The 22,520-nt window shown below is 72.3% G+C and carries 21 protein-coding genes and 1 tRNA gene; 10 read left to right on the top strand and 12 right to left on the bottom strand.

The annotated features are described in order from the left end of the window. Positions 1–381: 381 nt before the first annotated feature. From pheA to EAO70_RS13965, 7 genes are all read right to left on the bottom strand, one after another. Complete coding sequence (gene pheA, locus EAO70_RS13995; RefSeq protein WP_148003293.1) at positions 382–1,317, bottom strand: prephenate dehydratase; 936 nt, start codon at positions 1,315–1,317, stop codon at positions 382–384. An 81-nt stretch (positions 1,318–1,398) separates the two neighbouring features. Continuing rightward, positions 1,399–2,664: an iron uptake transporter deferrochelatase/peroxidase subunit gene (gene efeB, locus EAO70_RS13990; RefSeq protein ID WP_148003292.1), complete on the bottom strand. Its 1,266-nt coding sequence runs from the start codon at positions 2,662–2,664 to the stop codon at positions 1,399–1,401. 3 nt (positions 2,665–2,667) lie between these two features. Further along, positions 2,668–4,662, bottom strand: coding sequence for a copper resistance CopC/CopD family protein (locus EAO70_RS13985; RefSeq protein WP_148003291.1), 1,995 nt, complete (start codon positions 4,660–4,662; stop codon positions 2,668–2,670). Between the two features lie 45 nt (positions 4,663–4,707). Continuing rightward, positions 4,708–5,175: a copper chaperone PCu(A)C gene (locus EAO70_RS13980; protein ID WP_148003290.1), complete on the bottom strand. Its 468-nt coding sequence runs from the start codon at positions 5,173–5,175 to the stop codon at positions 4,708–4,710. Then, complete coding sequence (locus EAO70_RS13975) at positions 5,172–5,903, bottom strand: SCO family protein (protein ID WP_148003289.1); 732 nt, start codon at positions 5,901–5,903, stop codon at positions 5,172–5,174. The genes EAO70_RS13980 and EAO70_RS13975 overlap by 4 nt, the downstream gene beginning before the upstream one ends. Before the next feature lie 46 nt (positions 5,904–5,949). Next, positions 5,950–6,723, bottom strand: a complete 774-nt coding sequence (locus EAO70_RS13970) for a YcnI family protein (RefSeq protein WP_148003288.1) — start codon at positions 6,721–6,723, stop codon at positions 5,950–5,952. A gap of 111 nt (positions 6,724–6,834) precedes the next feature. Beyond that, entirely contained in the window at positions 6,835–7,638 is an 804-nt protein-coding gene (locus EAO70_RS13965) for a hypothetical protein (protein WP_148003287.1), read from the bottom strand. Between the two features lie 213 nt (positions 7,639–7,851). Here EAO70_RS13965 and EAO70_RS13960 point away from each other — a divergent pair, with 213 nt between their 5' ends. Next, on the top strand, positions 7,852–8,301 hold the full coding sequence (locus EAO70_RS13960) for an ATP-binding protein (protein ID WP_148003286.1): 450 nt from the start codon (positions 7,852–7,854) through the stop codon (positions 8,299–8,301). Between the two features lie 186 nt (positions 8,302–8,487). On the opposite strand, the gene EAO70_RS13955 is transcribed toward EAO70_RS13960, so the two are convergent. Beyond that, entirely contained in the window at positions 8,488–9,948 is a 1,461-nt protein-coding gene (locus tag EAO70_RS13955; RefSeq protein WP_148003285.1) for an aminopeptidase P family protein, read from the bottom strand. A 170-nt stretch (positions 9,949–10,118) separates the two neighbouring features. Continuing rightward, positions 10,119–11,609, bottom strand: a complete 1,491-nt coding sequence (locus tag EAO70_RS13950; RefSeq protein WP_148003284.1) for a PP2C family protein-serine/threonine phosphatase — start codon at positions 11,607–11,609, stop codon at positions 10,119–10,121. Between the two features lie 559 nt (positions 11,610–12,168). On the opposite strand from EAO70_RS13950, the gene EAO70_RS13945 reads away from it, so the two are divergent. Together EAO70_RS13945 and EAO70_RS13940 are read left to right on the top strand one after the other, a co-directional pair. Beyond that, the gene (locus EAO70_RS13945) at positions 12,169–12,849 is read left to right on the top strand and encodes a bifunctional DNA primase/polymerase (RefSeq protein WP_148003283.1); all 681 of its coding nucleotides are present in this window, start codon (positions 12,169–12,171) and stop codon (positions 12,847–12,849) included. A 215-nt stretch (positions 12,850–13,064) separates the two neighbouring features. Then, positions 13,065–13,754, top strand: a complete 690-nt coding sequence (locus tag EAO70_RS13940) for a hypothetical protein (RefSeq protein ID WP_148003282.1) — start codon at positions 13,065–13,067, stop codon at positions 13,752–13,754. A gap of 219 nt (positions 13,755–13,973) precedes the next feature. On the opposite strand, the gene EAO70_RS13935 is transcribed toward EAO70_RS13940, so the two are convergent. The 3 genes from EAO70_RS13935 to EAO70_RS13925 form a co-directional block, all read right to left on the bottom strand. Then, positions 13,974–14,951 carry a DUF5926 family protein gene (locus tag EAO70_RS13935; protein ID WP_148003281.1) on the bottom strand — a complete coding sequence of 326 codons (978 nt, stop codon included), beginning with the start codon at positions 14,949–14,951 and terminating at the stop codon, positions 13,974–13,976. A gap of 251 nt (positions 14,952–15,202) precedes the next feature. Continuing rightward, complete coding sequence (locus EAO70_RS13930; protein ID WP_148003280.1) at positions 15,203–15,805, bottom strand: ATP-binding protein; 603 nt, start codon at positions 15,803–15,805, stop codon at positions 15,203–15,205. Between the two features lie 144 nt (positions 15,806–15,949). Further along, positions 15,950–16,771, bottom strand: coding sequence for a glycerophosphodiester phosphodiesterase (locus tag EAO70_RS13925; RefSeq protein ID WP_148003279.1), 822 nt, complete (start codon positions 16,769–16,771; stop codon positions 15,950–15,952). A 271-nt stretch (positions 16,772–17,042) separates the two neighbouring features. Here EAO70_RS13925 and EAO70_RS13920 point away from each other — a divergent pair, with 271 nt between their 5' ends. From EAO70_RS13920 to EAO70_RS13890, 7 genes are all read left to right on the top strand, one after another. Continuing rightward, positions 17,043–18,272, top strand: a complete 1,230-nt coding sequence (locus tag EAO70_RS13920; RefSeq protein ID WP_410091278.1) for a S1C family serine protease — start codon at positions 17,043–17,045, stop codon at positions 18,270–18,272. 48 nt (positions 18,273–18,320) lie between these two features. After that, positions 18,321–18,407 (top strand) — tRNA-Ser (locus tag EAO70_RS13915). Between the two features lie 314 nt (positions 18,408–18,721). Beyond that, the gene (locus tag EAO70_RS13910) at positions 18,722–18,937 is read left to right on the top strand and encodes an antitoxin (protein ID WP_148003278.1); all 216 of its coding nucleotides are present in this window, start codon (positions 18,722–18,724) and stop codon (positions 18,935–18,937) included. 143 nt (positions 18,938–19,080) lie between these two features. Next, positions 19,081–19,605, top strand: coding sequence for an O-acetyl-ADP-ribose deacetylase (locus EAO70_RS13905; protein WP_148003277.1), 525 nt, complete (start codon positions 19,081–19,083; stop codon positions 19,603–19,605). Between the two features lie 128 nt (positions 19,606–19,733). Continuing rightward, positions 19,734–20,402, top strand: a complete 669-nt coding sequence (locus EAO70_RS13900) for an NADPH-dependent F420 reductase (protein ID WP_148003276.1) — start codon at positions 19,734–19,736, stop codon at positions 20,400–20,402. 585 nt (positions 20,403–20,987) lie between these two features. Continuing rightward, the gene (locus tag EAO70_RS13895; RefSeq protein WP_148003275.1) at positions 20,988–21,293 is read left to right on the top strand and encodes a hypothetical protein; all 306 of its coding nucleotides are present in this window, start codon (positions 20,988–20,990) and stop codon (positions 21,291–21,293) included. 237 nt (positions 21,294–21,530) lie between these two features. Continuing rightward, the coding region (locus EAO70_RS13890) for an acyl-CoA dehydrogenase family protein (protein ID WP_148003478.1) at positions 21,531–22,520 on the top strand (990 nt) is incomplete at its 3' end.

Raw genomic sequence — 22,520 nt, 5'->3', positions numbered from 1 at the left:
ATTCAGTTATCCACAGGCTGTGCGGAAGATCTGTGGACTACGGGGAAGGGGGCCGGGGATTCCCCGGCCAGTTCCTCGCAATTCCGTGATCAAACACCATTGAGCCACTCATTTGGGTGGGAATTGCTCGCCCTGAAGAGTTGATCGGGAGAACCGTGCTGACGAGGGCGGCTTTCCCCCGCTGTGGACAGCTCGACGTCGTCGGAGAGTGGCTAGGGTGATTTGTCGACCTTGTCGGGGTGAGCTGTCGACTTGTCCCCAGGTCGAGCCCGCGCCCTGTGGATAACTGCTGTGGGTAACTGAAAAATAGGCAGGTAGGACTAGTGGTTCGCACCTGTGGACGAACGCTCCCGCCGTCGGGAGCGTTCGGTCACCATCGGGTCAGGCCCGACCGTCCTGGGCCCTCGCCAGCCAGTCGGAGGCCGCCATGAACTCCCCGTCCGAGGTGCCGCGCCGCAGCGCCGCCACGTCCTCGACCGCGACACCCGCCCTCGGGTACGAGCCGAGGAAGCGCACCTTGGGGCAGATCCGCTTGAGCCCCATCAGCGCCTCGCCCACCCGCCGGTCCGAGATATGGCCCTCGGCGTCCACGGCGAAGCAGTAGTTCCCGATCCCCGCCCCCGTGGGCCGGGACTGGATCAGCATCAGGTTCACCCCGCGCACCGCGAATTCCTGGAGCAGTTCGAGGAGGGCACCCGGATGATCGTCACCCAGCCACAGCACCACCGAGGTCTTGTCCGCGCCGGTCGGCGCCGACGGCCGGGCCGGTCGGCCCACCAGCACGAACCGCGTCTCGGCGTTCTCCGCGTCGTGGATCTCGCTGACCAGGGCCTCAAGGCCGTAGGTCGCCGCCGCGAACTCCCCGGCGAACGCGGCGTCGAAGCGGCCCTCCTGCACCAGCCGGGCCCCGTCCGCGTTGGACGCGGCCGACTCCCACAGCGCCTCGGGCAGGTGCTTCCGAAGCCAGTTCCGGACCTGCGGCTGGGCCACCGGGTGACCCGTGACCGTCTTGATGTCCGACAGCTTCGTCCCCGGCCGCACCAGCAGCGCGAAGGCGATCGGCAGCAGTACCTCGCGGTAGATCATCAGCGGCTCGCCGGAGGCGAGTTCGTCGAGGGTCGCGGTCACCCCGCCCTCGACCGAGTTCTCGATCGGTACGAGGGCGGCGGCGGCCTCCCCGTTCCGTACGGCGTCGAGCGCGGCCGGCACCGAGACCATGGGGACGAGTTCCCTCGTCGCGGCCTCGGGCAGCGTACGCAGCGCGGCCTCCGTGAAGGTGCCCTCGGGGCCGAGATACGTGTACCGGGTGGCGGACATACCGTCACCCTAATGGGCCCCGGAGCCCCGGGCCGCCCGTCCGGCGTCGCGCGTACGCCCGCCGGACGGCGGACCGGGAGGTCAGGACTCCAGGAGCCGCTGTCCCACGTACTCGCCCTCGGCGGGGCCGCCCGGCACCGCGAAGAGGCCGCTCGCCTCGTGCCGGATGAAGGGGGACAGCGCGTCGCCCCGGTCGAGCTTGCGCTGGACGGGCACGAAGCCCCGCAGCGGGTCCGCCTGCCAGCAGACGAAGAGGAGACCGGCGTCCGGCGTCCCGTCCGGAGCGATCCCATCGTGGAAGGAGAACGGCCTGCGCAGCATCGCCGCCCCGCCGTTCTGTTCGGGGGCGGAGATCCGGGCGTGGGCGTTGTCCGGGATGACCGTCGTCCCGTCGGGACCGCGCTTGTTCAGGTCGAGCTCGGTGGTCTCCGTGCCGCCGGTGAGCGGGGCCCCGTCGGACTTCCGGCGCCCGATCACCTTCTCCTGCCCGTCGAGGGGCAGCTTCTCCCAGTCGTCGAGCAGCATCCGGATCCTGCGCACCACCGCGTAGGAGCCGCCGGCCATCCACTCCGTCGCGCCCCCGGCACCCGCCGGGACGAAGATCCGCCGGTCGAAGTCGGCGTCGGTGACCTGGGGATTGCCCGTGCCGTCGACCTGCCCCATCAGATTGCGGGCCGTCATGGGCCGGGCGGTGGCACCGGCCGAGCGGTTGAAGCCGTTCATCTGCCAGCGCACCCGGGCCGCGTCGCCCGCGTCCTTCTGGAGGGCGCGCAGCGCGTGGAACGCGACGAGCGCGTCGTCCGCGCCGATCTGCACCCACAGATCGCCCTCCGAGCGCCGCGCGTCCAGGGCGTCGGCGGAGAAGGCGGGCAGCGGGTCGAGCGCGGAGGGACGGCGGGCGGTGAGCCCGGTCCGGTCGAAGAACGTACGGCCGAAGCCGAAGGTGACCGTGAGGGACGAGGGCCCCGCGTCGAGTGCCACGCCGGTGTCCCCGGTCGGCGCCTTGCCCGCCATCAGGGTCTTCGCCGTCTCCGACCAGCGGCGCAGCAGGGCCGCCGACTCCTTGCGCCCGGCGCCGGGAGCGAGGTCGAAGGCGATCAGATGGCCTCGGGACTGGAGGGGGGTGGTGATGCCCGCCTGATGTTTCCCGTGAAACATCACCTCGGTCGCACCGACGGAGGTCAGCGCGGGGGCCCCGGCGGCCCCGGTTCCGCCGTCGCCGTCCGACCCGGGCGCGGCGATCCCGACGCCCCCGGCCGCGCCGATGACCAGACCGGCCGCGCCCGCCGCGCCGACGGTGCCGAGCAGGCGCCGCCGGGAGATCTCAAGGTTGTCGTTCTCGGTCACGGGTCAGCCGATCTTCACGTTCTTCTCGATGGTGGTCTGGTCGATCTCGGAGGTGCGGACGGTCACCTGGATCTTCCACTCGCCGGGCATCGGGATCTGGACGCCGCTCGCGCTCCAGTGTCCGGTCTGGATCCGGTCCGGGGCGACGGGCAGCGGTCCGACGTCCTTCGCCTCCAGGGTCAGGGCGATCTTGATCTCGGGGACGTCCAGCGGTTTGCCGTTGGGGCGCTCGACGAAGAGGTGGAGCGCGTTGGCGCCGGTGCGGCCCGGGTCGAGGCTGAGCCGGACGATGCCCTTGCCGTCGACGCCGCCGGTGTCGAAGGGCAGTCGGATGTCGACGGGCCGGTCGGGCACGGCGGCCGGGCCGGACGCGGTCGAGCCGCTCCGGCCCGCCTCCTCCTCGGTGCGGCCGGGTTCGGTCGAGGTGAGGACGGTGGTGACGGCGAGGAGCACGACGGCGACGGCGGCCTCGGTCAGCACCGAACGGCGCAGACCGGCCCGCTCGGGGTCGGCGTCCCGCTCCCGCTTGCGGCGCGCGGTGGCGACGGCGGCCCGCTGCCGGGCGAGCTGCGCGGCCCGCTCGGGATCCCCGGCCGGGCCCGCCCCGACCGCCGCGGTCACGTCCGCCGCGTCGGCGTCGGTCTCCTCGGTCTCCTCGGCGTGGTCGGCGTGCTCGGCGTGATCGGAGTGCTGGGACTCCTCGGTCTGCTCAGCGTCCCCGGCGGTCTCGGCGTTCCCGCTCTCCTCCGCCGGCTTCGGGTCGGCCAGGCGGCGGGTCCAGCGGCGCGAGATCCAGGCGATGCCGATGAGGACGGCCATCAGGCCGATCTTGACGAGCAGCAGCTGCCCGTAGCGGGTCCCGGTCAGCGCGGACCAGGAGCCGACCTGGCGCCAGGACTGGTAGAGCCCGGTGACCGCGAGGACCACCACGGACCCGAAGGCCACCCGGGAGAAGCGCTCGATCGCCGAGCGGTCGACGGACGGCGCCTTGTAGAGGGAGACGAGCAGCACGGTGAGACCGCCGAGCCAGGCGGCGACGGCCAGCAGGTGCAGGATGTCGACGGGCATCGCGATACCGGGCTGGATGCCGGTCGAGGCGTGCTCGGCCAGCGCCCACGTGCCGGCGATGCCCGCCGCCACGACGGTGCCGCCGAGGCCCAGCCCGAAGGTGAGGTCCTTCTTCTCCTTCGGGTCGGTCCGTCGGGCGTAGGCGCCGAAGAGGACGGCCACGAACAGCGCGGCCGCGCCGAGGAGCAGCAGCCGCGAGGTGAGCGCGGCGCCGGTCTTCGTCTCCAGGACGGCCTTGAGGCCGGCCAGGTCGAAGACGTCGGAGAGCTCGCCCGAGCCGGTGTAGGGGTTGCGCAGCAGCAGCATGAGCAGGGTGGCGCCGGTGAGGGCCAGCCAGCCCCGGACCACGGTCTGCTGGACGGGACGGACGCTAGCGCCGCGCGGCCAGCAGGCCAGGACGAAGGCGCCGCCGCCGACGAGGACCGCGAAGCCGGCGTAGGAGACGTAGCGCGCGATGCCGTAGAGGGCGCCGACGAGACCGCCGCCGGCCGTCCGGTCGGGCAGGGCGACGGACGTCGTGGAGGGGGCGCCGATGGAGAAGGTGAAGGCGCCGGCGATGGGGTGGCTGTCGGCGGAGACGGTCTGCCAGGCCACGGTGTAGGTGCCGTCGGGCAGTCCGGCCCGGAGCGCCACGCCGTAGCGGACGACCGAGCCGCTGCAGAGGTCGAGTATCTCGCCGGTGTCGGCCCGCCGGCCCGCCGGGTCGAGGACCCGGATCGAGTCGGCGCTCATGGCGACCTGCTCGGAGAAGGTGAGGTTGACCTCCTTGGGAGCGGTGGCGACCACCGCCCCGTCCTGGGGATCGCTTCCCGTCAGCGCCGCGTGCGCGGACGCGGGTGCGGCGCCGGCGAGCAGCGTGCCGAGCAGCGCGGCCGCGAGTATCAGCAGCCGGGCCAGGGCGGTACCGAGGCGCGGGGCGGTGGTTGTCATCTTCCGGTTCACTCCGTCAGTTCTGTGAGAACTCCGTCAACGCGCTCAGTGCTGCTGCGAGTTGTGGTTGGCGGCTTCGACGGGAAGGTCGACCTTGATGGGGTCGGACTTCTCGAAGTGGAGCTCGATGCTGACCTTCTCGCCCTCCTTGGGCTGCTTCTTCAGCTCCATGAACATGATGTGGTTGCCGCCTCGGGCGAGCCGCAGCTCCCCGTTCGCGGGGATGTCGAAGGACTTCACCTCCTGCATCTTCTGGTCCTTCGTCTCGTGGATCGTGACGTCGTCCGAGATGCCGCTGGTGACCGAGGTGAGCTTGTCCGCGGTGCCGCTGTCGTTCTTGATGGTGAGGAAGCCCCCGGCCATGTCCATCACGGGCTGCGGCATGAACGCGCCGCTGACCTTCAGGGCGGGCTTCCCGTCCCCGGCCGCGTCGGACGAGGACGAGCACCCGGTCAGCGCGAGCGCGGCGGAGAGGGCCACGGCGGCGGACAGGGCGGTGGTGCGGCGGTTCACGGGTTCTCCCCCTTGATGAGCTTCGGCAGATCCTTGGCGTAGTCGTCGACGCTCGTGTCCTCGCCGTACAGGACGTAGCCCTGGTCGGTCGTCGGCGAGAAGGCGATCACCTGCGCTCCGTGCATGGAGACGACCTTGCCGTCCTTCCCCTTCTTCGGCGGGTCGATGCCGATGCCGATCTCCCGCGCCCCCGCCTGGATGGTGGGGAACGCGCCGGTGAGACCGGTGAAGGAGGGGTCGCCCGCGGCGGGCAGCCACTTGCCGAGCTCGGCCGGGGTGTCCCGCTCGGGGTCGGTGGTGACGAAGACGACCTGGAGCTTGTCCTGGTCGGCCTTGGGGAGCTGCTTCTTCGCGATGGCGATGTTGCTCATCGTCAGGGGGCAGACGTCGGGGCAGTGCGTGTAGCCGAAGTAGATGAGCGTCGGCTTGCCCTTGGTCCGCTCCCGGAGGTCGTACTTCTCGCCCTTGGTGTCGGTGAGGACGAGGCCGGGCTTGGTGAAGGGCCGGTCGAGGACGGTCGCGGCCCTGGTCGTGTCGTCGCCGCCGGAGACCACGGCGACCGAGCCGGAGCCGTTCGCCGGGGTCGTGCCGTCGCCGCCGCCGACGACGGCCGCGGTGATGCCGATCGCGGCGACGATCGCGACCGCGGCGACGATCAGCGGGGTGCGGCGCCCGGGACGGGCAGGGCCGTCCGCGGGCTGCGGAGCGGGTGTCTTCTCTGCGGACATGCTGGTTCTTCCGCTTCTTTCGGGTTCTCGGGAGGAGGTGCGGCCGTCAGGCCGAGCGGCGGCGGCCGGCGAGGACACCGAAGGCGACGCCGGCGATGCCGACGAGGATGCCGATGACGCCGAGGATCCGGGCCGTGGTGTCGGAGGAGTCGGCGGCGGCCGTCTTCTCGTGGGAGTCGTCGTCGTGGCCGGCCTTGTCGTCCGCCGCGGGGGACGAGGCCGAGGCCGACGGGGCGGCGCCGCCGTGGTGGTCGTCGGAGGCGGCGGAGAGCTTCAGGACCGGGGCGGGGTTCTGCGGCTCCTCCGCGCCCTCCTTCTGCTCCTCGATCCAGCGCACGACCTCCTTGTTGTCGTACGTCTGGATCGCCTTGAGGACCAGCTGGTCGGCGTCCTCGGGAAGCTGGCCGAGGGAGAGCGGGAACTGCTGGAACTGGCCGGGGCCGATCTTCGAGCCGTCGGCGGTCCAGGTCACCTTGGAGACGGCCTCGTTGATCTTCTTGCCGTGCAGCTCCAGGGGCTTGCTGAGCTTGCTCTTGGTGACCTCCGCCTTCCAGCCGGGGATCGGCTGCGGCATGACGGAGGCCAGCGGGTGGTCGAGCGGGAAGTTGACCTCGACCTTCACGGTCGAGGCGTTGTCGCGCTCGTTCGGGACCTTGATGTTGACGGTCGCGTAGCCCCCCTTGGCGGCCTCGCCCTGCGGCTGCACGCTCACGTGCGCGAAGGCCGTACCGGACAGCAGCACGACGGAGGAGAGGGCGATGCCGCCGGCGAGGGCGACCCGGGTGGCGGAGAGACGGGAGGAGACACGGGAAACGGTCATGGCAGAGGACACTCCGGCTCGGGAGAGAGGCGAGGAAGTCCGGCGCGCGGCGGGACGGGACCCGGACCGGCGTGCGGACGAGCACGGCCCGCTCCCTGTGAGCGGTCCGTGTCAGGCGGCGAGAACGCAGGCTGCGGCCGGCGGGCCGCGCCTGATCACCGTGTGCTGGAGTGCCTCGGCCACCGGTGGCGGCGAGGAGTCGGGGCGCGTGCGGACCGTCCGCCGCGGACCCGTTCCGGGGGCCGCCGCGAGACCGTTCAGCAGGGCCCGTACGAGCCGGAGCGCGGCCCGCAGCGAGCGGACGAGGGCGCACTCGGCGAGCTCCGTCGCCCCCTGCCCGGAGAGCTCGACGAGCCGGACGAGGGCCAGGTCGCCGCGGCGCAGCAGCCAGCCCGTGGCCAGGGCCGCGAGCAGATGGCCGAGGACCATGGGCAGCCCGGGCAGCAGCTCGCCGCCGGGCGCGGTCGCCGCGGTGGCCGCGTGCCCGAAGTGCGCTCCGGCACCCGCGTGCGCGGCCGTGGCCGCGGAGGGGTCCATGCCCGCCTCGCGGACGATCCGGGTGGCGTCGGCCGAGGTCAGGGACGAGGTCCCCGCGCCGCAGACGAGCCGGGCCGCCATCCGTACGAGGGCGTCGTCGGCCTGGTCGCTCAGGGCGAGCCGGAGCTGGCCGAGGCCGAAGAGGACGTGCAGCCCGAGCTGGCCGCCGGCGAGCGCGCCGACGACGAAGCCGAGGGAGCGTTCCCGCCCGGTGAAGAGGACCGTGACGCCGAAGACGCCGAGGAATCCGGCGAGCAGCGTCCACAGCGGGATGCCCGCACAGGCGGCGATGGCGTGCCCGAGCGCGGACAGCACGACGCAGACCGCGGTGAACACCGCGGCCCTCAGCAGCCGTGGAGCGAGCGCGGGGGCATTCATGGCGGCCCCATCATCGCACCACGGGCCCCACCCGTATGAGGCAGGTCCAGAAGGTCGCTTGTGGGCCTCTTGAGGGCCTACGGGGTGACATACACCGGCGCGCGCGCCCGGTGCATCCGCCGAACGAGCGCTCTTGACGCGTCCGTGCGCTTACGAAGGGTTCTGTCCGGCAATAGGTAACCGTATGTCGAGCCGCTGCCGGGAGGCTGGAGCATGAGCATCTGGTGGTCACTCCATCTGCGGCGCGAAGCCGCGAGCGTGCCGCTCGCCCGAAGGCTGCTGCTGGGGACGATGGAGACGGCGGGTGTCGATCCCGACGTCTCGTACGAGCTGTCGGTCGCGCTGACCGAGGCGTGCGCGAACGCGGTCGAGCACGGCGGCCGCGGAGCCGACGGGGCGGGCCTGTCCGGCGCGGCCTACCGGGTGACGGCGTACCTGGACGGCGAGACCTGCCGCATCGAGGTGGCGGACTCGGGCCCCGGTTTCCCCGGCGCCGAGCTGCCCGCCGCGTCCTCGGACGCCGAGCACGGGCGGGGGCTGCGCCTCATCGAGGAGCTCGCGGACCACGTGCAGTTCGGCAACCGGTCGGGCCGGGGCGGCGCGGTGGTCAGCTTCGACAAGATCCTGAAGTGGAAGGACAGCCCCTCCCTGCTCCTGGCATGACCCGGCGTGCGCCCGCGCGCCCGGCCGGGGGCACCCGCGCGCGCCGCCGCCGCTACGGGGAAGCCCCCGCCGCCGCTGCGGAGAAGCCCCCGCCGCCGCTGCGGGAAGGCCGCCTCCACACGGAACGGGGAAGGGCCCCCGCCGGTCGGTCGGCGAGGGCCCTTCGGAATCCAACGTACGCGGGCGTCAGCCCTTCAGCGCGGCCATCCACGCCTCGACCTCGTCGGCGTGGCGCGGCAGCCCCTCCGACAGGTTCCGGTTGCCGTCCTCCGTGACGAGGATGTCGTCCTCGATCCGGACGCCGATCCCGCGGTACTCCTCGGGCACGGTCAGGTCGTCGGCCTGGAAGTACAGACCCGGCTCCACGGTCAGGCACATGCCCGGCGCGAGGGTCGTGTCGACGTAGGCCTCGGTGCGCGCGGCGGCGCAGTCGTGGACGTCCATGCCGAGCATGTGGCCGGTGCCGTGCAGGGTCCAGCGGCGCTGGAGGCCGAGCTCCAGGACGCGCTCGACCGGGCCCTCGACGAGGCCCCACTCGACGAGCTTCTCGGCGAGGACGCGCTGCGCGGCGTCGTGGAAGTCGCGGTAGGCGGCGCCGGGCTTGACCGCGGCGATACCGGCCTCCTGGGCCTCGTACACGGCGTCGTAGATCTTGCGCTGGAGCTCGGTGTACCGGCCGTTGATCGGCAGGGTGCGGGTGATGTCCGCGGTGTAGAGCTCGGTGGTCTCCACGCCGGCGTCGAGTAGCAGCAGGTCGCCGGAGCGGACGTCGCCGTCGTTGCGGACCCAGTGCAGGGTGGTGGCGTGCGGGCCGGCGGCGCAGATGGAGCCGTAGCCGATGTCGTTGCCCTCGACGCGGGCGCGCAGGAAGAACGTTCCCTCGATGTAGCGCTCGCTGGTCGCCTCGGCCTTGTCGAGGACCTTCACGACGTCCTCGAAGCCGCGCGCGGTGGAGGCGCAGGCCTTCTCCAGCTCGGCGACCTCGAAGGAGTCCTTGATGAGACGGGCCTCGGAGAGGTACACGCGCAGCTCTTCGTCGCGCTCGGCGGTGACCTTGTCGGTCAGTGCGGCCTCGATGCCGGCGTCGTGGCCGCGGACGGCGCGGACGGGGCCGGTGGCCTCGCGCAGGGCCTCGGTCAGCTCGCGGACGTCCTTCGCGGGGATGCCCAGGAGCTGCTCGGCCTCGGTGAGGGAGTGGCGGCGGCCGACCCACAGCTCGCCCTGGCCGTCGAGCCAGAACTCGCCGTTCTCGCGGTCGGAGCGCGGCAGCAGGTAGATCGTCGCCTCGTGCCCGTCCTTCTTCGGCTCCAGGACGAGGACGCCGTCCTGGGTCTGGTCGCCGGTGAGGTACGCGTACTCGGTGGAGGCGCGGAAGGCGTACTCGGTGTCGTTCGACCGGGTCTTGAGCCGGCCCGCGGGGATCACCAGACGCTCGCCCGGGAAGCGGGCGGAGAGCGCGGCGCGGCGCTCGGCGGTCCGGCCGGCCTGGGCGATCGGCTCCAGGCCGCGCAGCTCGGTGTCGGCCCAGCCGGACTTCATGTTCTCGGCCAGCTCGTCGGAGACGCCCGGGTACAGGCCGTTCTTCCGCTGCTTGATCGCCTGTTCCTCAGTCTCTTCCGGGGTCTCCGGCGTGAGCTCCTCGGCCACGGGTCTGCCTCCTCTTGGTACGACACTGAACCCCCACCATCGTACGGTCGTACGGAAGGGGGCCCAGGGCCGGAAGACCCATTACCGGAATGTCACGCTCCGCTTACATGCGGGCACATCGACGGGCGCGCGCTGATCCCCCGGCCGCTCACCCGTACCGCTCCCGCCGCTCACTCGAAGCGGGCGGCGAGCAGGACCACGTCCTCCCCGTCCACGCCGGTGTCGAGCCCTTCGGGGAACAGCGTCCGCAGGACGTGGTCGGCGACGGCGCCCGGGTCGCCGCGGTCCGCCCGCGGCACGCTCGCCGCGGCCGCGTGAAGCCGCGCGAACGCCCGGTCCATCGCGTCGCCGGTACGGCGGAGCAGCCCGTCCGTGTAGAGAAGCACCGTTTCTCCAGGTGCCGGGGACAGCTCCACGCTCGGCGCCTCCCAGCAGGACAGCATGCCGAGCGGGGCCGACAGCGAGGTCTCGACGAACTCGGTGCGGCGCTCCCCGACGACCAGCGGCGGGGCGTGCCCGGCGCCGGCCAGCACGATCCGGCGCTGCGCGGGTTCGGCGTACGCGAAGAGCGCGGTCGCCGAGCGGGCCGGTTCGGTGAGGCGGAGCAGGAGTTCGAGGTCGGAGAGGACCGCGACGGGGTCCTCGCCCTCCATCACCGCGTACGCCCGGAGGGAGGCGCGCAGCCGTCCCATGGCCCCGAGGGCGCTGGGTCCGGTGCCGGAGACCGAGCCCACGGCGAGCCCGAGGGCGCCCTCGGGCAGCGGCAGCGCGTCGTACCAGTCGCCGCCGCCCCGGGGCCCGGTGCGGTGCCGGGCGGCGAGCTGGACGCCGGGGACGCGCGGGAGACGGCTGGGCAGCAGCTCCTCGGCGATGGTGGCGACCTGCACGCGGGCGCGTTCGACCTGGAGGAGGCGGGCGAGGTGCTCGGTGGCGAAGCGGCCGTACAGCCCGATGAGGTGGCGCTGCCGGTCGGAGGGCTCGGCGGGCTCGTCGTAGAGCCAGACGGCGGCGCCGAGCCGGCCGGCCTCCTCGGTGGCGAGGGGGAGGGCGTAGCTGGCGGCGTAGCCGAGGCGGGCGGCGACCTCGCGGTGGCGGGGGTCGAGGCCCTCCTCGGTGCGCACGTCGCGGATGGCGATCGGGTCGGGGACCTGCGCGGGGCGGGCCGGATCGGGGAACGGCGCGGTGCGGACCGGGTCGGGACGGCCGTCGGGGAGGCCGTCGAGGAGGCGGCCGTAGTGGCCGGCGCCGCGCGGGACGGTCTCGATCGTGCCGAGCTCCGCGTGGGCGAGGCCGAGGCCGATGGTGGAGGCGGGGCCGAGTCCGTCGGCCGGTTCGAGGACGGCCAGGCCGCGGCGGGCTCCGACGAGGGCGGAGCCGGCGCCGAGCACCTCGCGGAGGGCCTCGTCGAGGGAGGCGGTCCTGATGAGGCGCTCGGTGAGTTCGTGGAGGGTGGTGAGGTCGGAGACCCAGGTGGCGAGCCGGTCCTGGATCAGCGCGCCCGGCGGGGAGACCGGTTCGGAGGGTGCCGCCGCGGCGGGGACGCCGGGGAGTGGCGCCGTAGTGTGCGGGGGCCCGGGAACCGTGGACTCGATTCCAGCCACTTTCGGCATGTGCGGGGCACTCATGTCAGTCGGCTTTCCGACCGGTGCGTTTGACGCCATAGCATCGCAAACCCCCATGTCATTCTGAGCCGCTCGATGCATCCACATGTACACGCACAAGAGGAACGATGTCCAGCATTGTCCCCACGGGACTTGTGGTGTCCGTGAGGTCGTGCGAGAGGGTTGAAGTCCAGGCGAAGTTGGCCGAAAATTGTCCCCGCTGTGCACCTTTTGCGGTCGACTGGCGTCGTTTCAAGGCGCGTCATTCCGAGCGTGCTGGGTACGTAGTCGATGACAGGCAGGGGCAGTTGGAGCTGCCCCGGAACGCTTCGCGGGACCCCGGCGTCTTCCATGCCGCAGGCCGCAGCCCGTCATCGAGTGGCGGGGATCGTGTTCTGGCCCGCCTCTGGTGCAGACCCGGCTCCACCTCGTTCTGACCCGGCTCCACCTGGTACTGACCCGCTCCATACGGTTTCCACGTGGTTCCACCCGGCCCGGCCGGCCCCGCTCCGACAGGGGCCGTCACCCCGCCGACCCGGTACGCGCTGATACGCACGGTGAAGTGTCCTGTACATGGTGTGATGTGGATTCGGCGTTCAACGGAAAGGAACGAGCGCTCATGCGCGAGATCCTCGGAAGGCGACGCAGGCTCCGGTTCCGGCGCAAGGAGAGGACCGCCCGGCTCGACGCGGCGGTCACCTTCGCCGTCGAATGGAACTGGCCGGTCCTGCCGGGAGCAGGCCTGAGAGCGACGACCCGCACGACCGCGGGGGCCGCCTGCTCCTGCCCCGACCCCGAGTGCGCGGTGCCCGGCGCGCACCCCTACGACCCCGGGCTGCTCGCGGCCACCACCGACGAGCGGATGATCCGCTGGTGGTGGACCCGGCGCCCGGACGCCCCGGTCGTGCTGGCCACGGGCGCCGGCGCGCCCTGCGCGGTCAGCCTGCCGGCCCTGGCGGGGGCGCGGGCGCTCGCCGCGCTCGACGCGACGGGCATGCGACTCGGCCCGGTGGTCGCGACCCCGACACGGTGGTCGATCCTCGTCGCCCCCTACGACCTGGAGCGGCTCGGCGAGCTGTTGTACGCGAAGGACAGCGTCCCCAGCTCGCTGCGCTTCCACGGGGAGGGCGGCTATCTGCTCCTGCCGCCCTCGGTCGCCGGGACCGGCCAGGTCCGGTGGGAGCGGGCCCCGCTCGCGGGCTCGGCCCGGCCGTGGCTGCCGGACGTGGAGGCGGTGGTGGACGCCCTGGTGGAGGCGAGCACCAGCACCCCGGGCGGCGAAAGCCGACTGGCGTACTGAACGGCCGGCCACCGGCGTACGCGGCGGGCGGCCTTCGCCGCTTCACCCCCTCCACCCCGCCCCTCCACCCCGTCCCTTCACCCGAACGGGTGTGTCCCGGTCCGACTTGTACGGGAAACGGGCGCGCGGGCGACCGCGCGCCCGTGGGGCGCCGCTATGTTCGCCCCACCGTTCAAGATCTCCGGCAGAGCAGGAGCAGGGAGCAGATGGGGCGCATGGGTCCGGTGAACCTCCGCGTGGTCGGACTCGGGGCCGCCGTCACGGTCGCCGTCCTGCTGCCTCTGGTCGCGAGGGCCGGACCGACGGGCGAGCCCACGGCCGGCGCACGGGAACGGCCCGCGGGTGCCGCCGGGGCGAGCGCCGACGGAACCGGCGCCGCCGGGACGGGCGCTGCCGGGTCCTCCGACGCGAAGCCGGGGGACGTACTGGAGGGGCTCGGGCTGAGCCGCCGGACGGAGTCCGCCGCCGACCCGGCCGCACCTCCCGTCCCCGCTTCCCCCGCCTCTCCTCCCGTAACTCCCCGTGACGGATCGGCCGCTCCGGACGCCCCGGAGCGGGTCGCGAACTGTGGGCCGGAACTCGCCTCTCCCGAGGGGGTCGAGGCGCAGACCTGTGTCCTCGCGGAGGGTTCCGACACCTGGGGGCGTACGTACTACCGCAACGCGACCGGCCAGAATCTCGACGCGTTTCTGACCCTCATGGCGCCCGGCGGGCGGACCGTTCAGGTGCGCTGCCCGGTCGCCGCGCAGGACGAACCGGGTACCTGTGAAACGCCCAGGGAACGAGGCCGGGGCGTGGCCACGGCCTATACGGCGGTCGCGGAATTCGCCGGAGCGGGCGAGGGGGGCAACACTCCCCTGCTGCTGAGGGCCGGGAGCAACACGGCGGGCAGTGAAGGAAGTTGAGCGTCGACGCCTCGCGGTGGGCGGAGGCGGACATGGAAAGGCCCGATCGCTGGCGACGGGGGATGCACCAGCGACCGGGCTTCCAGAACGGTAACAAGAGATCTGCTGTTCGCAAATTCGATCTCGGTTATTCGGACAGGGATTTACTCGTCCGAAGACCGCGTTGTGGCGGAAGTCACCGACTGGTCGGTCTGTCAGTCACCGATACCGTGCGGGGTATCAGCTCAGAGTGACCTGACGGTTCGTGAGGCCGCCGCGCGCGCGACGCTCCTCCGCGGTGAGCGGAGCGTCCGAGGCGAGCGCCTCGGTCAGCCGCTCGGCGAACTCGGCGGCGGGCTTCTCGCACTCCTCGGCGGTCATCGCGGTGGGCAGGTCCCAGACCGGCACCATGAGCCCGTGCGCGCGGAACGAGCCGACGAGGCGGGTGTCCGCGCCGATGGAGGTGCCGCCGGCGGCCTGGAGGCGGGCGAGCGCGTCGAGGAGCTTCTCCTCCGGGTACGGCATGACCCAGCGCAGGTGGTTCTTGTCCGGGGTCTCGCACCAGTACGCCGAGTCGACGCTCGTCAGCTTCACGGTCGGGATGGCGGCGGCGTTGGCGCGCTCCAGGGAGGCGGCGACCTCCGGGTCCGCGCCGTCCGCGGACTGCGGGATCCAGAACTCGAAGCCCGTGTGGACCTCGGGGGCGAACGCGGCGTCGGCGTCGAGCAGGTCCTGCAGGCGCGGGCCCTCGGCGGGGACGCGGCGCGGCGGGACCGGGTTGCCCGGCTCGGTCTCCAGGGCGCGCTGGAGGGTGTCGGCGAGGTCGCGGGCGAGGTCGCCGGAGGTGGAGTCGTTCTGCAGGGCGAGCAGCACGGAGCCGTCGTCGCGGCGCAGGGCGGGCCAGGCCATCGGCAGCACGGTCGCGAGCGTCACGGAGGGGACGCCCTCCGGGAGCCCGCCCTTGAGGGTGAGCGGCACGGTGGCGGCGGGCACGAGCTCGCGCAGCGCGACCCAGTCGCACTCGCCGGGCAGGCCCTCGAAGGGGCGCTGGACGAGCTCGGTCACGGCGTGCGCGGCGGCCCGGCCGTGACACGCCTTGTAGCGGCGGCCCGAACCGCAGGGGCAGGGCTCGCGCGCGCCGACGACCGGGATCTCCCCGTTCGTGACCTGTGCCTGACCGGTCTTGCCGGCCTTCGTCTGGGGGCGCTTCTTGGCCATGGTGTGGCTTTCTCCCGATCGCGGCGTTGCGGTGCTTGTTTCCGGGCGCGAGCCTAGCCGCACCACGCACCCCCACCCTTCAGGCGGGCCGCGGCCCATCGCGCGCCCGGCGCCGGCCCACCGCCGCCCCCGAAGGCCGTACGGGCTCGGGCCCGCAGCTCGTACGGCGTCGAGCCCGGGTGTCGTACGGGGCTGGGCCCGGTCGTCCCTCGTCCTCGGCCCGCTGCCGACCCGCCCCTCGTACCGCGGTGTCAGTCCAGGTCGTCGTACGCGTCCAGGATGTCGAAGCGGGAGCCGCCGCCGACGCGGGAGGCGAAGTCCTCACGGCGGTGTCCCTCGGTGACCACCACCCAGACCGTGACCTCGCCGGTCGCGCTGTCCCGCACGCCCCAGTCCTGGGCCAGCGCGCTGATGATGTTCAGCCCGCGGCCGCCCCGGGCGGTCACCGACGGCGTCGCCGGCACCGGCCGGGTCGGGCCGCCTCCGTCCGTCACCTCGACCCTGAGACCGCCCGCCGGGTCCACCCGCCAGGCCGCCCGCACGTCTCCTTCGCCCCGGTCCGCGTGCCCCAGCGGCCTGCCGTAGCGACAGGCGTTGCTCAGCAACTCGGAAAGGATCAGTACCGCGTCGTCGACGACCGATTCGGACACCCCGCTGCGGAACAGCTCGTCCCGCATCCGGTGTCGCGCCTCACCCACGCCCGCAGGGCCATGAGGTACGGCCATGCTCGACGACGTGGGCACCTCCTGTGCCACCACCAACGCCACCCCCGAGACCTCCTTTGCCCCACGCCACCGTGTGGATGCCCCAATGGCCTGGACCGGAAACCGGCCAATCCGTATGCGATGAGGCACTCGTGACGATCGCGTACGCGTGGAACGCGCCGGTGCACTCCCCGGCGGACCCCAGAAGCCTTGTGGCACAAGGGAAAGGAGGTGCAGGAGGGGTACCGGAGGGACCGCAGGGGGCGGGAACGCGTCAACGCGCCGTCCGGACGCTCAGTCGCGGCCCAGCTGGGCGAGGACCTGCTTGGGGCGGTTGGTGATGATCGCGTCCACGCCGAGGCGCTGGCAGAGCTCGACGTCCTCGGCCTCGTCCACGGTCCAGACGTGGACCTGGTGCCCGCCCTTCTGGAGCCGCAGGATCACGGCCGGGTTGTGGCGCACGATCCTGATCGACGGCCCCGCGATGCGCGCGCCCGCGGGGAGCCGTCCGTCGCGCAGCCGCGGCGAGACGAACTGGGCGAGGGAGACGGTGGGCAGCGTCGGCGACGCGGCGGCGATCCGGCTCAGGGAGCGGGCCGAGAAGCTCATGACGCGTACCGGGGATTCCGCGGGGGACGCGGGCGCGTCCAGCCCGAAACGCCTGAGGAGCTGGAGCAGCTTCTCCTCGACCTGGCCCGCCCAGCGGGTCGGGTGCTTGGTCTCGATGGCCAGCTCGACCCGGCGTCCGGCGTCGGAGACCAGCTCCAGGAGCCGCTCCAGGGTGAGGACCGAGGTGTATCCGGGGTCGCCCCAGTCGGGGCTCTCGCCGGACTCGTCGCGGCCCTTCCAGGTGCCGAAGTCGAGGGCGGCGAGATCGGCGAGTTCCAGGGCGGAGACGGCGCCGCGGCCGTTCGAGGTGCGGTTGACGCGGCGGTCGTGGACGCAGACGAGATGACCGTCGGCGGTGAGCCGGACGTCGCACTCCAGGGCGTCCGCGCCGTCCTCGATGGCCTTCATGTAGGCGGCCAGGGTGTGTTCCGGCGCGTCCTCGGAGGCTCCACGGTGGGCGACGACCTGGAGGGGGACGCTGTTCGGGTGCTGCCGTGCGTGAGTCACGGCGTCATGGTGCCATTGGCGGGGCGCGGCGGGCACACCGGAGGATGTCCGTTCTGTCCGTATATAAAGATAGGGGGGTGAACGCACAGCTCCGCCTTACAGCGGCCTGACGTCCTGTGGGAAAAGCTGGTGCAGCACCCTGGACCCCATAGGTGACCAGTCGGTGACTTCCGCCACAACGCGGTCTTCGGACGAGTAAATCCCTGTCCGAATAACCGAGATCGAATTTGCGAACAGCAGATCTCTTGTTACCGTTCTGGAAGCCCGGTCGCTGGTGCATCCCCCGTCGCCGTGCTCGGCCGGCACCGGGGCGCCCCCGCCGACCGTGCCGGCCTGGGGCGCCCCGGTGCCGGCCGAGCACCCCGCCCCCGCGGCGCCCCGGCGACGGACCGGCGGCCTGGTGGCGGCGGTCCTGGTCGCGGCGCTCGTCGCGGGCGGCATCGGCGGTGGCATCGGCTACTGGGCCGCCCAGCGCGGTGACGACGGCGTCAGCTCCACCACCGTCTCCTCGGGCGAGGCCCCGGCGTCCTTCAAGCGCGAACCCGGCACCGTCGCGGCGGTCGCCGCGACCGCGCTGCCCAGCGTGGTCACCATCCAGGCGAAGTCGGGCGGCTCGCAGGGCGAGGGCGGCACGGGCACGGGCTTCGTGTACGACCAGCAGGGCCACATCGTCACCAACAACCACGTGGTGGCATCAGCGGCGGACGGCGGCACGCTCTCCGTGACGTTCCCGGACGGCAAGTCGTACGACGCGGAGGTCGTCGGCCGGGCCGAGGGCTACGACGTGGCCGTACTCAAGCTCACGAACGCGCCGAAGGGGCTGAAGCCGCTGCCCCTGGGCGACTCGGACAAGGTGGCGGTCGGCGACTCGACGATCGCGATCGGCGCGCCCTTCGGCCTGTCGAACACGGTGACCACCGGCATCATCAGCGCCAAGAACCGGCCGGTGGCGTCGGGCGACGGTTCGGGCGGCAGCAACTCGTACATGAGCGCGCTGCAGACGGACGCGTCGATCAACCCGGGCAACTCCGGCGGTCCGCTGCTGGACGCGAGCGGCGCGGTGATCGGCATCAACTCGGCCATCCAGTCCACCGGGAGCGGCTTCGGCCAGTCCCAGGCGGGCTCGATCGGCCTGGGCTTCGCGATCCCGGTGAACCAGGCGAAGAACGTGGCCCAGCAGCTGATCAAGACCGGCAAGCCGGTGTACCCGGTGATCGGGGCGACGGTGAACATGCAGCAGCAGGGCGAGGGCGCGAAGATCGCCTCCCAGGGCTCGGGCGGCACCCCCTCGGTGACCCCGAACGGCCCGGCGGCGAAGGCGGGCCTGAAGGCCGGCGACGTGATCACGGCCTTCGGCGGCCACCCGATCGACAGCGGCCCGTCCCTGATCAGCGAGATCTGGACCCACAAGCCGGGCGACCAGGTCAAGATCACGTACGAGCGCGACGGCAAGACGTCCGAGGCGACGGTCACCCTCGGCGAGCGCACCGGCGACAGCTGACCGGCTAGGCTGTCCCCCGCGCCGCGGGTGAACACACCGCAGGCGCGGGGTGGGTTGCCCGAGCGGCCTAAGGGAACGGTCTTGAAAACCGTCGTGGCAGCGATGTCACCGTGGGTTCAAATCCCACACCCACCGCAGGCGAACGGTCCCTGACCAGCTCAATCGGTCAGGGACCGTCGTGCTGTGCGCCGCTCCCCGGCGCTGTCGACGGCTCGTGCCACGCGCGCGTACTCACGGTCCTTGCAGCGGTAGGCCCGCTGGACGGGCCTCAACGGCGGTGAGCGACGCGGTTGCGACGGGCGCGGGGCGACTCGTCCGTCGCGTTGGCCTCGTTGACCTTCCGCGCCCTCCCGACCCGGACTCGGGGGCCGGTCCGGATCTCCTGGGGATGCGGGACTCAGGTGGTGCCGTGATGCTGGAGGGGCTGGAACAGTGGCTAGGAGGGCCAGATGTCTGTGTTCGACAAGCTCAAGGGAATGCTGAAGGGCCACGAGGATCAGGCCTCCAGGGGCGTCGACCAGGCCGGCGACCTCGTCGACAAGAAGACGCAGGGCAAGTACGCCGGCCATGTCGACACCGCCCAGGAGAAGCTCAAGGGGCAACTGGGGGACACGGGCACCCGGCCGGACTCCCCGCCCCAGCCGCCGCCCCCGCCTCAGCAGTAGCGCGCGTCGCGTCGCGTGCCCCGTTCGTCGCGCGACCCGTTCGTCAAGGGCGTCCCGGATCCGTATTCGGGGCGCCCTGTTCCGGGTGCGGTCGCCGTGCTCCTTCGGGTTTCATGAGGGACCCGGAGAAGTGGAGGACTGTCGTGGTGCGGATCGTGCTCGTGCAGGGGGACATCACCGCCGAGGCCGTGGACGCGATCGTGAACGCCGCGAACTCCTCCCTGCTCGGCGGTGGCGGCGTCGACGGGGCCATCCACCGCAAGGGCGGGCCCGAGATCCTCTCCGCCTGCCAGGATCTGCGCCGCTCCCACTACGGCAAGGGGCTGGCGACCGGGCAGGCCGTGGCGACCACGGCCGGACGCCTGCCTGCCCGGCACGTCATCCACACGGTCGGACCGGTCTGGTCCCGCGACGAGGACCGTTCGGAGCTGTTGGCCTCCTGCTACCGCGAATCCCTCCGGATCGCCGACGAGTTGGGCGACCGCACGGTTGCGTTCCCCGCGATCTCCACCGGGATCTACGGCTGGCCCATGGACGACGGCGCCCGGATCGCCGTACGGACGGTACGGGCCGCGCGTACGGACGTGGAAGAGGTTCGCTTCGTGCTCTTCGACGCCGAGGCGTACGCGGCCTTCGAGGCGGCTGCGGGGGAGTCGGACGCCCCGTAGCGGGACTCGATGGTTGCGGCCCGCACGGGCCGCATGAGCCGCCGGACATGGCCTAGGGCCAGGGGCCGACGACGGTACGGTCCGCTGGCCGAGGCGCAGGAGGGGGTGGCGGCGACAGGATGATCCGTATGCGTATCGGAATCCTTGGAACAGGACATGTGGGTAAGGCGCTCGCTCCCGCGTGGGCACGGGCCGGACACGACGTGGTCATCGGGTCGCGGCGACCCGGGGACCCGGACCGCCTCGCTGAGATGGAGGAACTCGTGGCGGCGGGCGTACGGGTGGAGGGATCGGAGGCGGCGGCCGCTCACGCCGAGGTGCTGGTGAACGCCACCCCGGGCACGGACTCCGTGGCCCTGCTCGACACGATCGGGGCCCCCGCGCTCGCCGGGAAGGTCCTGCTGGACGTCGCCGTCGGCTTCCTGGCGGACGGCACGCTCTCCCATCCGGTCGTCAGTCTCGGCGAGGAGATCCAGCGGGCGTTCCCGGACACGCGCGTGGTGAAGACGTTCTCGACGATCGACCGGGGCGTGATGGTCGCGCCGGACTCCCTGGAGGGGCCGAGCACCGTGTTCCTCTCGGGCGAGGACGCGGACGCCAAGCAGGTGGTGCGGGGCCTGCTCACCGATCTGGGCTGGTCCGGCGACTCCGTCCTCGACCTCGGCGGCATCGCCACGGCCCGGGGCCAGGAACACTTCGCCGACCTCTTCCTCGCCATCGCCCGGGCGACCGGCACGTACGGGTTCGGCATCCGGGTCGTCCTCCCCGCCTCGGCGACGGACGAGGTCGGCGGCTGATCCCCGACCGTGGCCGTCCCCGGCGGCTGATCCCCGACCGTGGCTGTCCGGACCGCTCGCGTCCGGGATCCGTTCCGCCGGACGAAGCGTCGGCAACGGCTCCCTGAGTAGAACCCTCCCGGAAGCGGCACGAGGCCGCCGCGTGGACACCCGGCAGGTCCTCCGGTCCGGCAAGGACGCGGATGCCCACGCACCGCGGTGATCGTCCGCCGGGGAGATTGGCGGAAAATCTGCCGGAACGCTTCCTCCCTTGCGGCGCACGGGCCGAGCCTGTCCTGAACTCTCTCCGTCGTCGTGAGCTGGGCTTCTACCGGGTGCTGTCTGGTTTATCGGCCTGTCCTCACGCTTGCGGGGGAATCAGGCACTCCGGTGTGGTTCGCCGGGGATTCGGTGGGCAACTCTGGATTCGCGACGTCGAGCACCAACGTCCGGGGCGGTCGGCCAACTGCCGCGGAAATGGCCGTACTTCACAGCACCTCACGGCACTTCACAGCACTTCAGAGCAGTTCCGTGCACCAGCTCCAGCACCAGCTCCAGCACCAGCACCAGCACCAGCACCAGTATTCAGTTCCCGGAGGAACACACATGGCAAGCATCCGTACCGCCCGCATCGTCGCCGTCGCCGCCGCCCTCCCTCTCGCCGCGGCGCTCTTCAGCGGGGTGGCGCAGGCCGACAACGGCGGGTTCGCGGACGACGGATCGAACGCGAGCATCGCCTCGATCGTCGGCAGCGGCGTGGGCGGGGCCAACTTCGGCAACTCGACCACGACGCAGCAGGTGGCGACCGGTTCCGGCGCCTCCAACCAGAACAACACGGCCAGTGTGAACGGCTCCGCGTTCACCCACATCGCCCAGAGCAACCCGGTGGTCAACTTCAACCCGTGGTGGTGATCCGCCCGGCACGGCAGCCGGCCCGACGGGGGGCGTGACCGCGGTGTGAACGACGGCCTGTGCGCCGGTACTCGGTACCGGAGCGCGGGCCGTCGCGCGTGTACCCCGGAGCGAGTGCGTCGGTCGGGTGGTTCGTCGGTCAGCCGGTCAGCCGGTCGGTCGGTCTTCGACCTTGACAGGACTCCTGAATCTGACGGACAGTCAGAAACCTCAGTCGTCCCACGGGAGGCCGTCGCCGTGCACCTCGCCCCGACCGAGCGGCAGCTGCGGCTGCGCGCCGAACTCCGCGCGTACTTCCGGGAGCTGATGCCCGACGGCCCGCCATCCGCCACCGACACCGAGGCCCAGCGCCGGCTGCTCCGCCGGATCGGCGCGGACGGGCTCCTGGGGCTCGGCTGGCCCGAGGAGTACGGCGGACAGGGACGCGGTCCCGACGAGCAGTTCGTCTTCTTCGACGAGGCGTACCGCGCGGGCGCCCCCGTCTCCATGGTCACGCTCAACACCGTCGGCCCCACCCTGATGGCATACGGGACCGAGGAACAGAAGGCCCTCCTCCTGCCCCGGATCCTGTGCGGGGAGGCCGTCTTCGCCATCGGGTACAGCGAGCCCGGCGCGGGCACCGACCTCGCCTCCCTCCGGACGCGCGCGCGGCGCGACGGCGGGTCGTGGCTCATCGACGGCCAGAAGGTCTTCACCTCCAACGCCCAGAACGCCGACTGGATCTGGCTCGCCTGCCGGACCGATCCCGACGCGCCCCCGCACCGGGGGATCTCGATCGTCCTCGTCCCCACCGATGCCGAGGGCTTCTCGTGGACGCCGATCGAGACCGTGGGCGGGCTTACGACCACGGCCACCCACTACGACGGGATCCGGGTCCCCGGGGGGAACCTCGTCGGGCCCGAGCACGGCGGCTGGGGGCTCATCACCAGCCAGCTCAACCACGAGCGGGTCGCGCTCGCCGCGATCGGGATGCAGGCGGAGGACTTCTTCGAAGCGGTGCTCGACCGGGCCCGTATCCCCGATCCGGTGACGGGCAGGCGCCGCATTGACGATCCCTGGGTACGGATTCGGGCCGCCGAAGCGCATGCCCGGCTGGCCGCGACACGCCTGCTGAACTGGCGTCTGGTGGGGGATGTGGGGGCCGGCCGGCTGGCCCCGGGGGACGCGAGCGGCGTGAAGTTCGTGGGAACCGAATCGGCGGTGGAGGTGTATCGAATATGCCAGGAG

The organism is Streptomyces sp. adm13(2018) (assembly GCF_008042145.1).
Taxonomy (GTDB): Bacteria; Actinomycetota; Actinomycetes; order Streptomycetales; family Streptomycetaceae; genus Streptomyces.
This window is presented reverse-complemented; position numbering and strand designations above follow the sequence as displayed.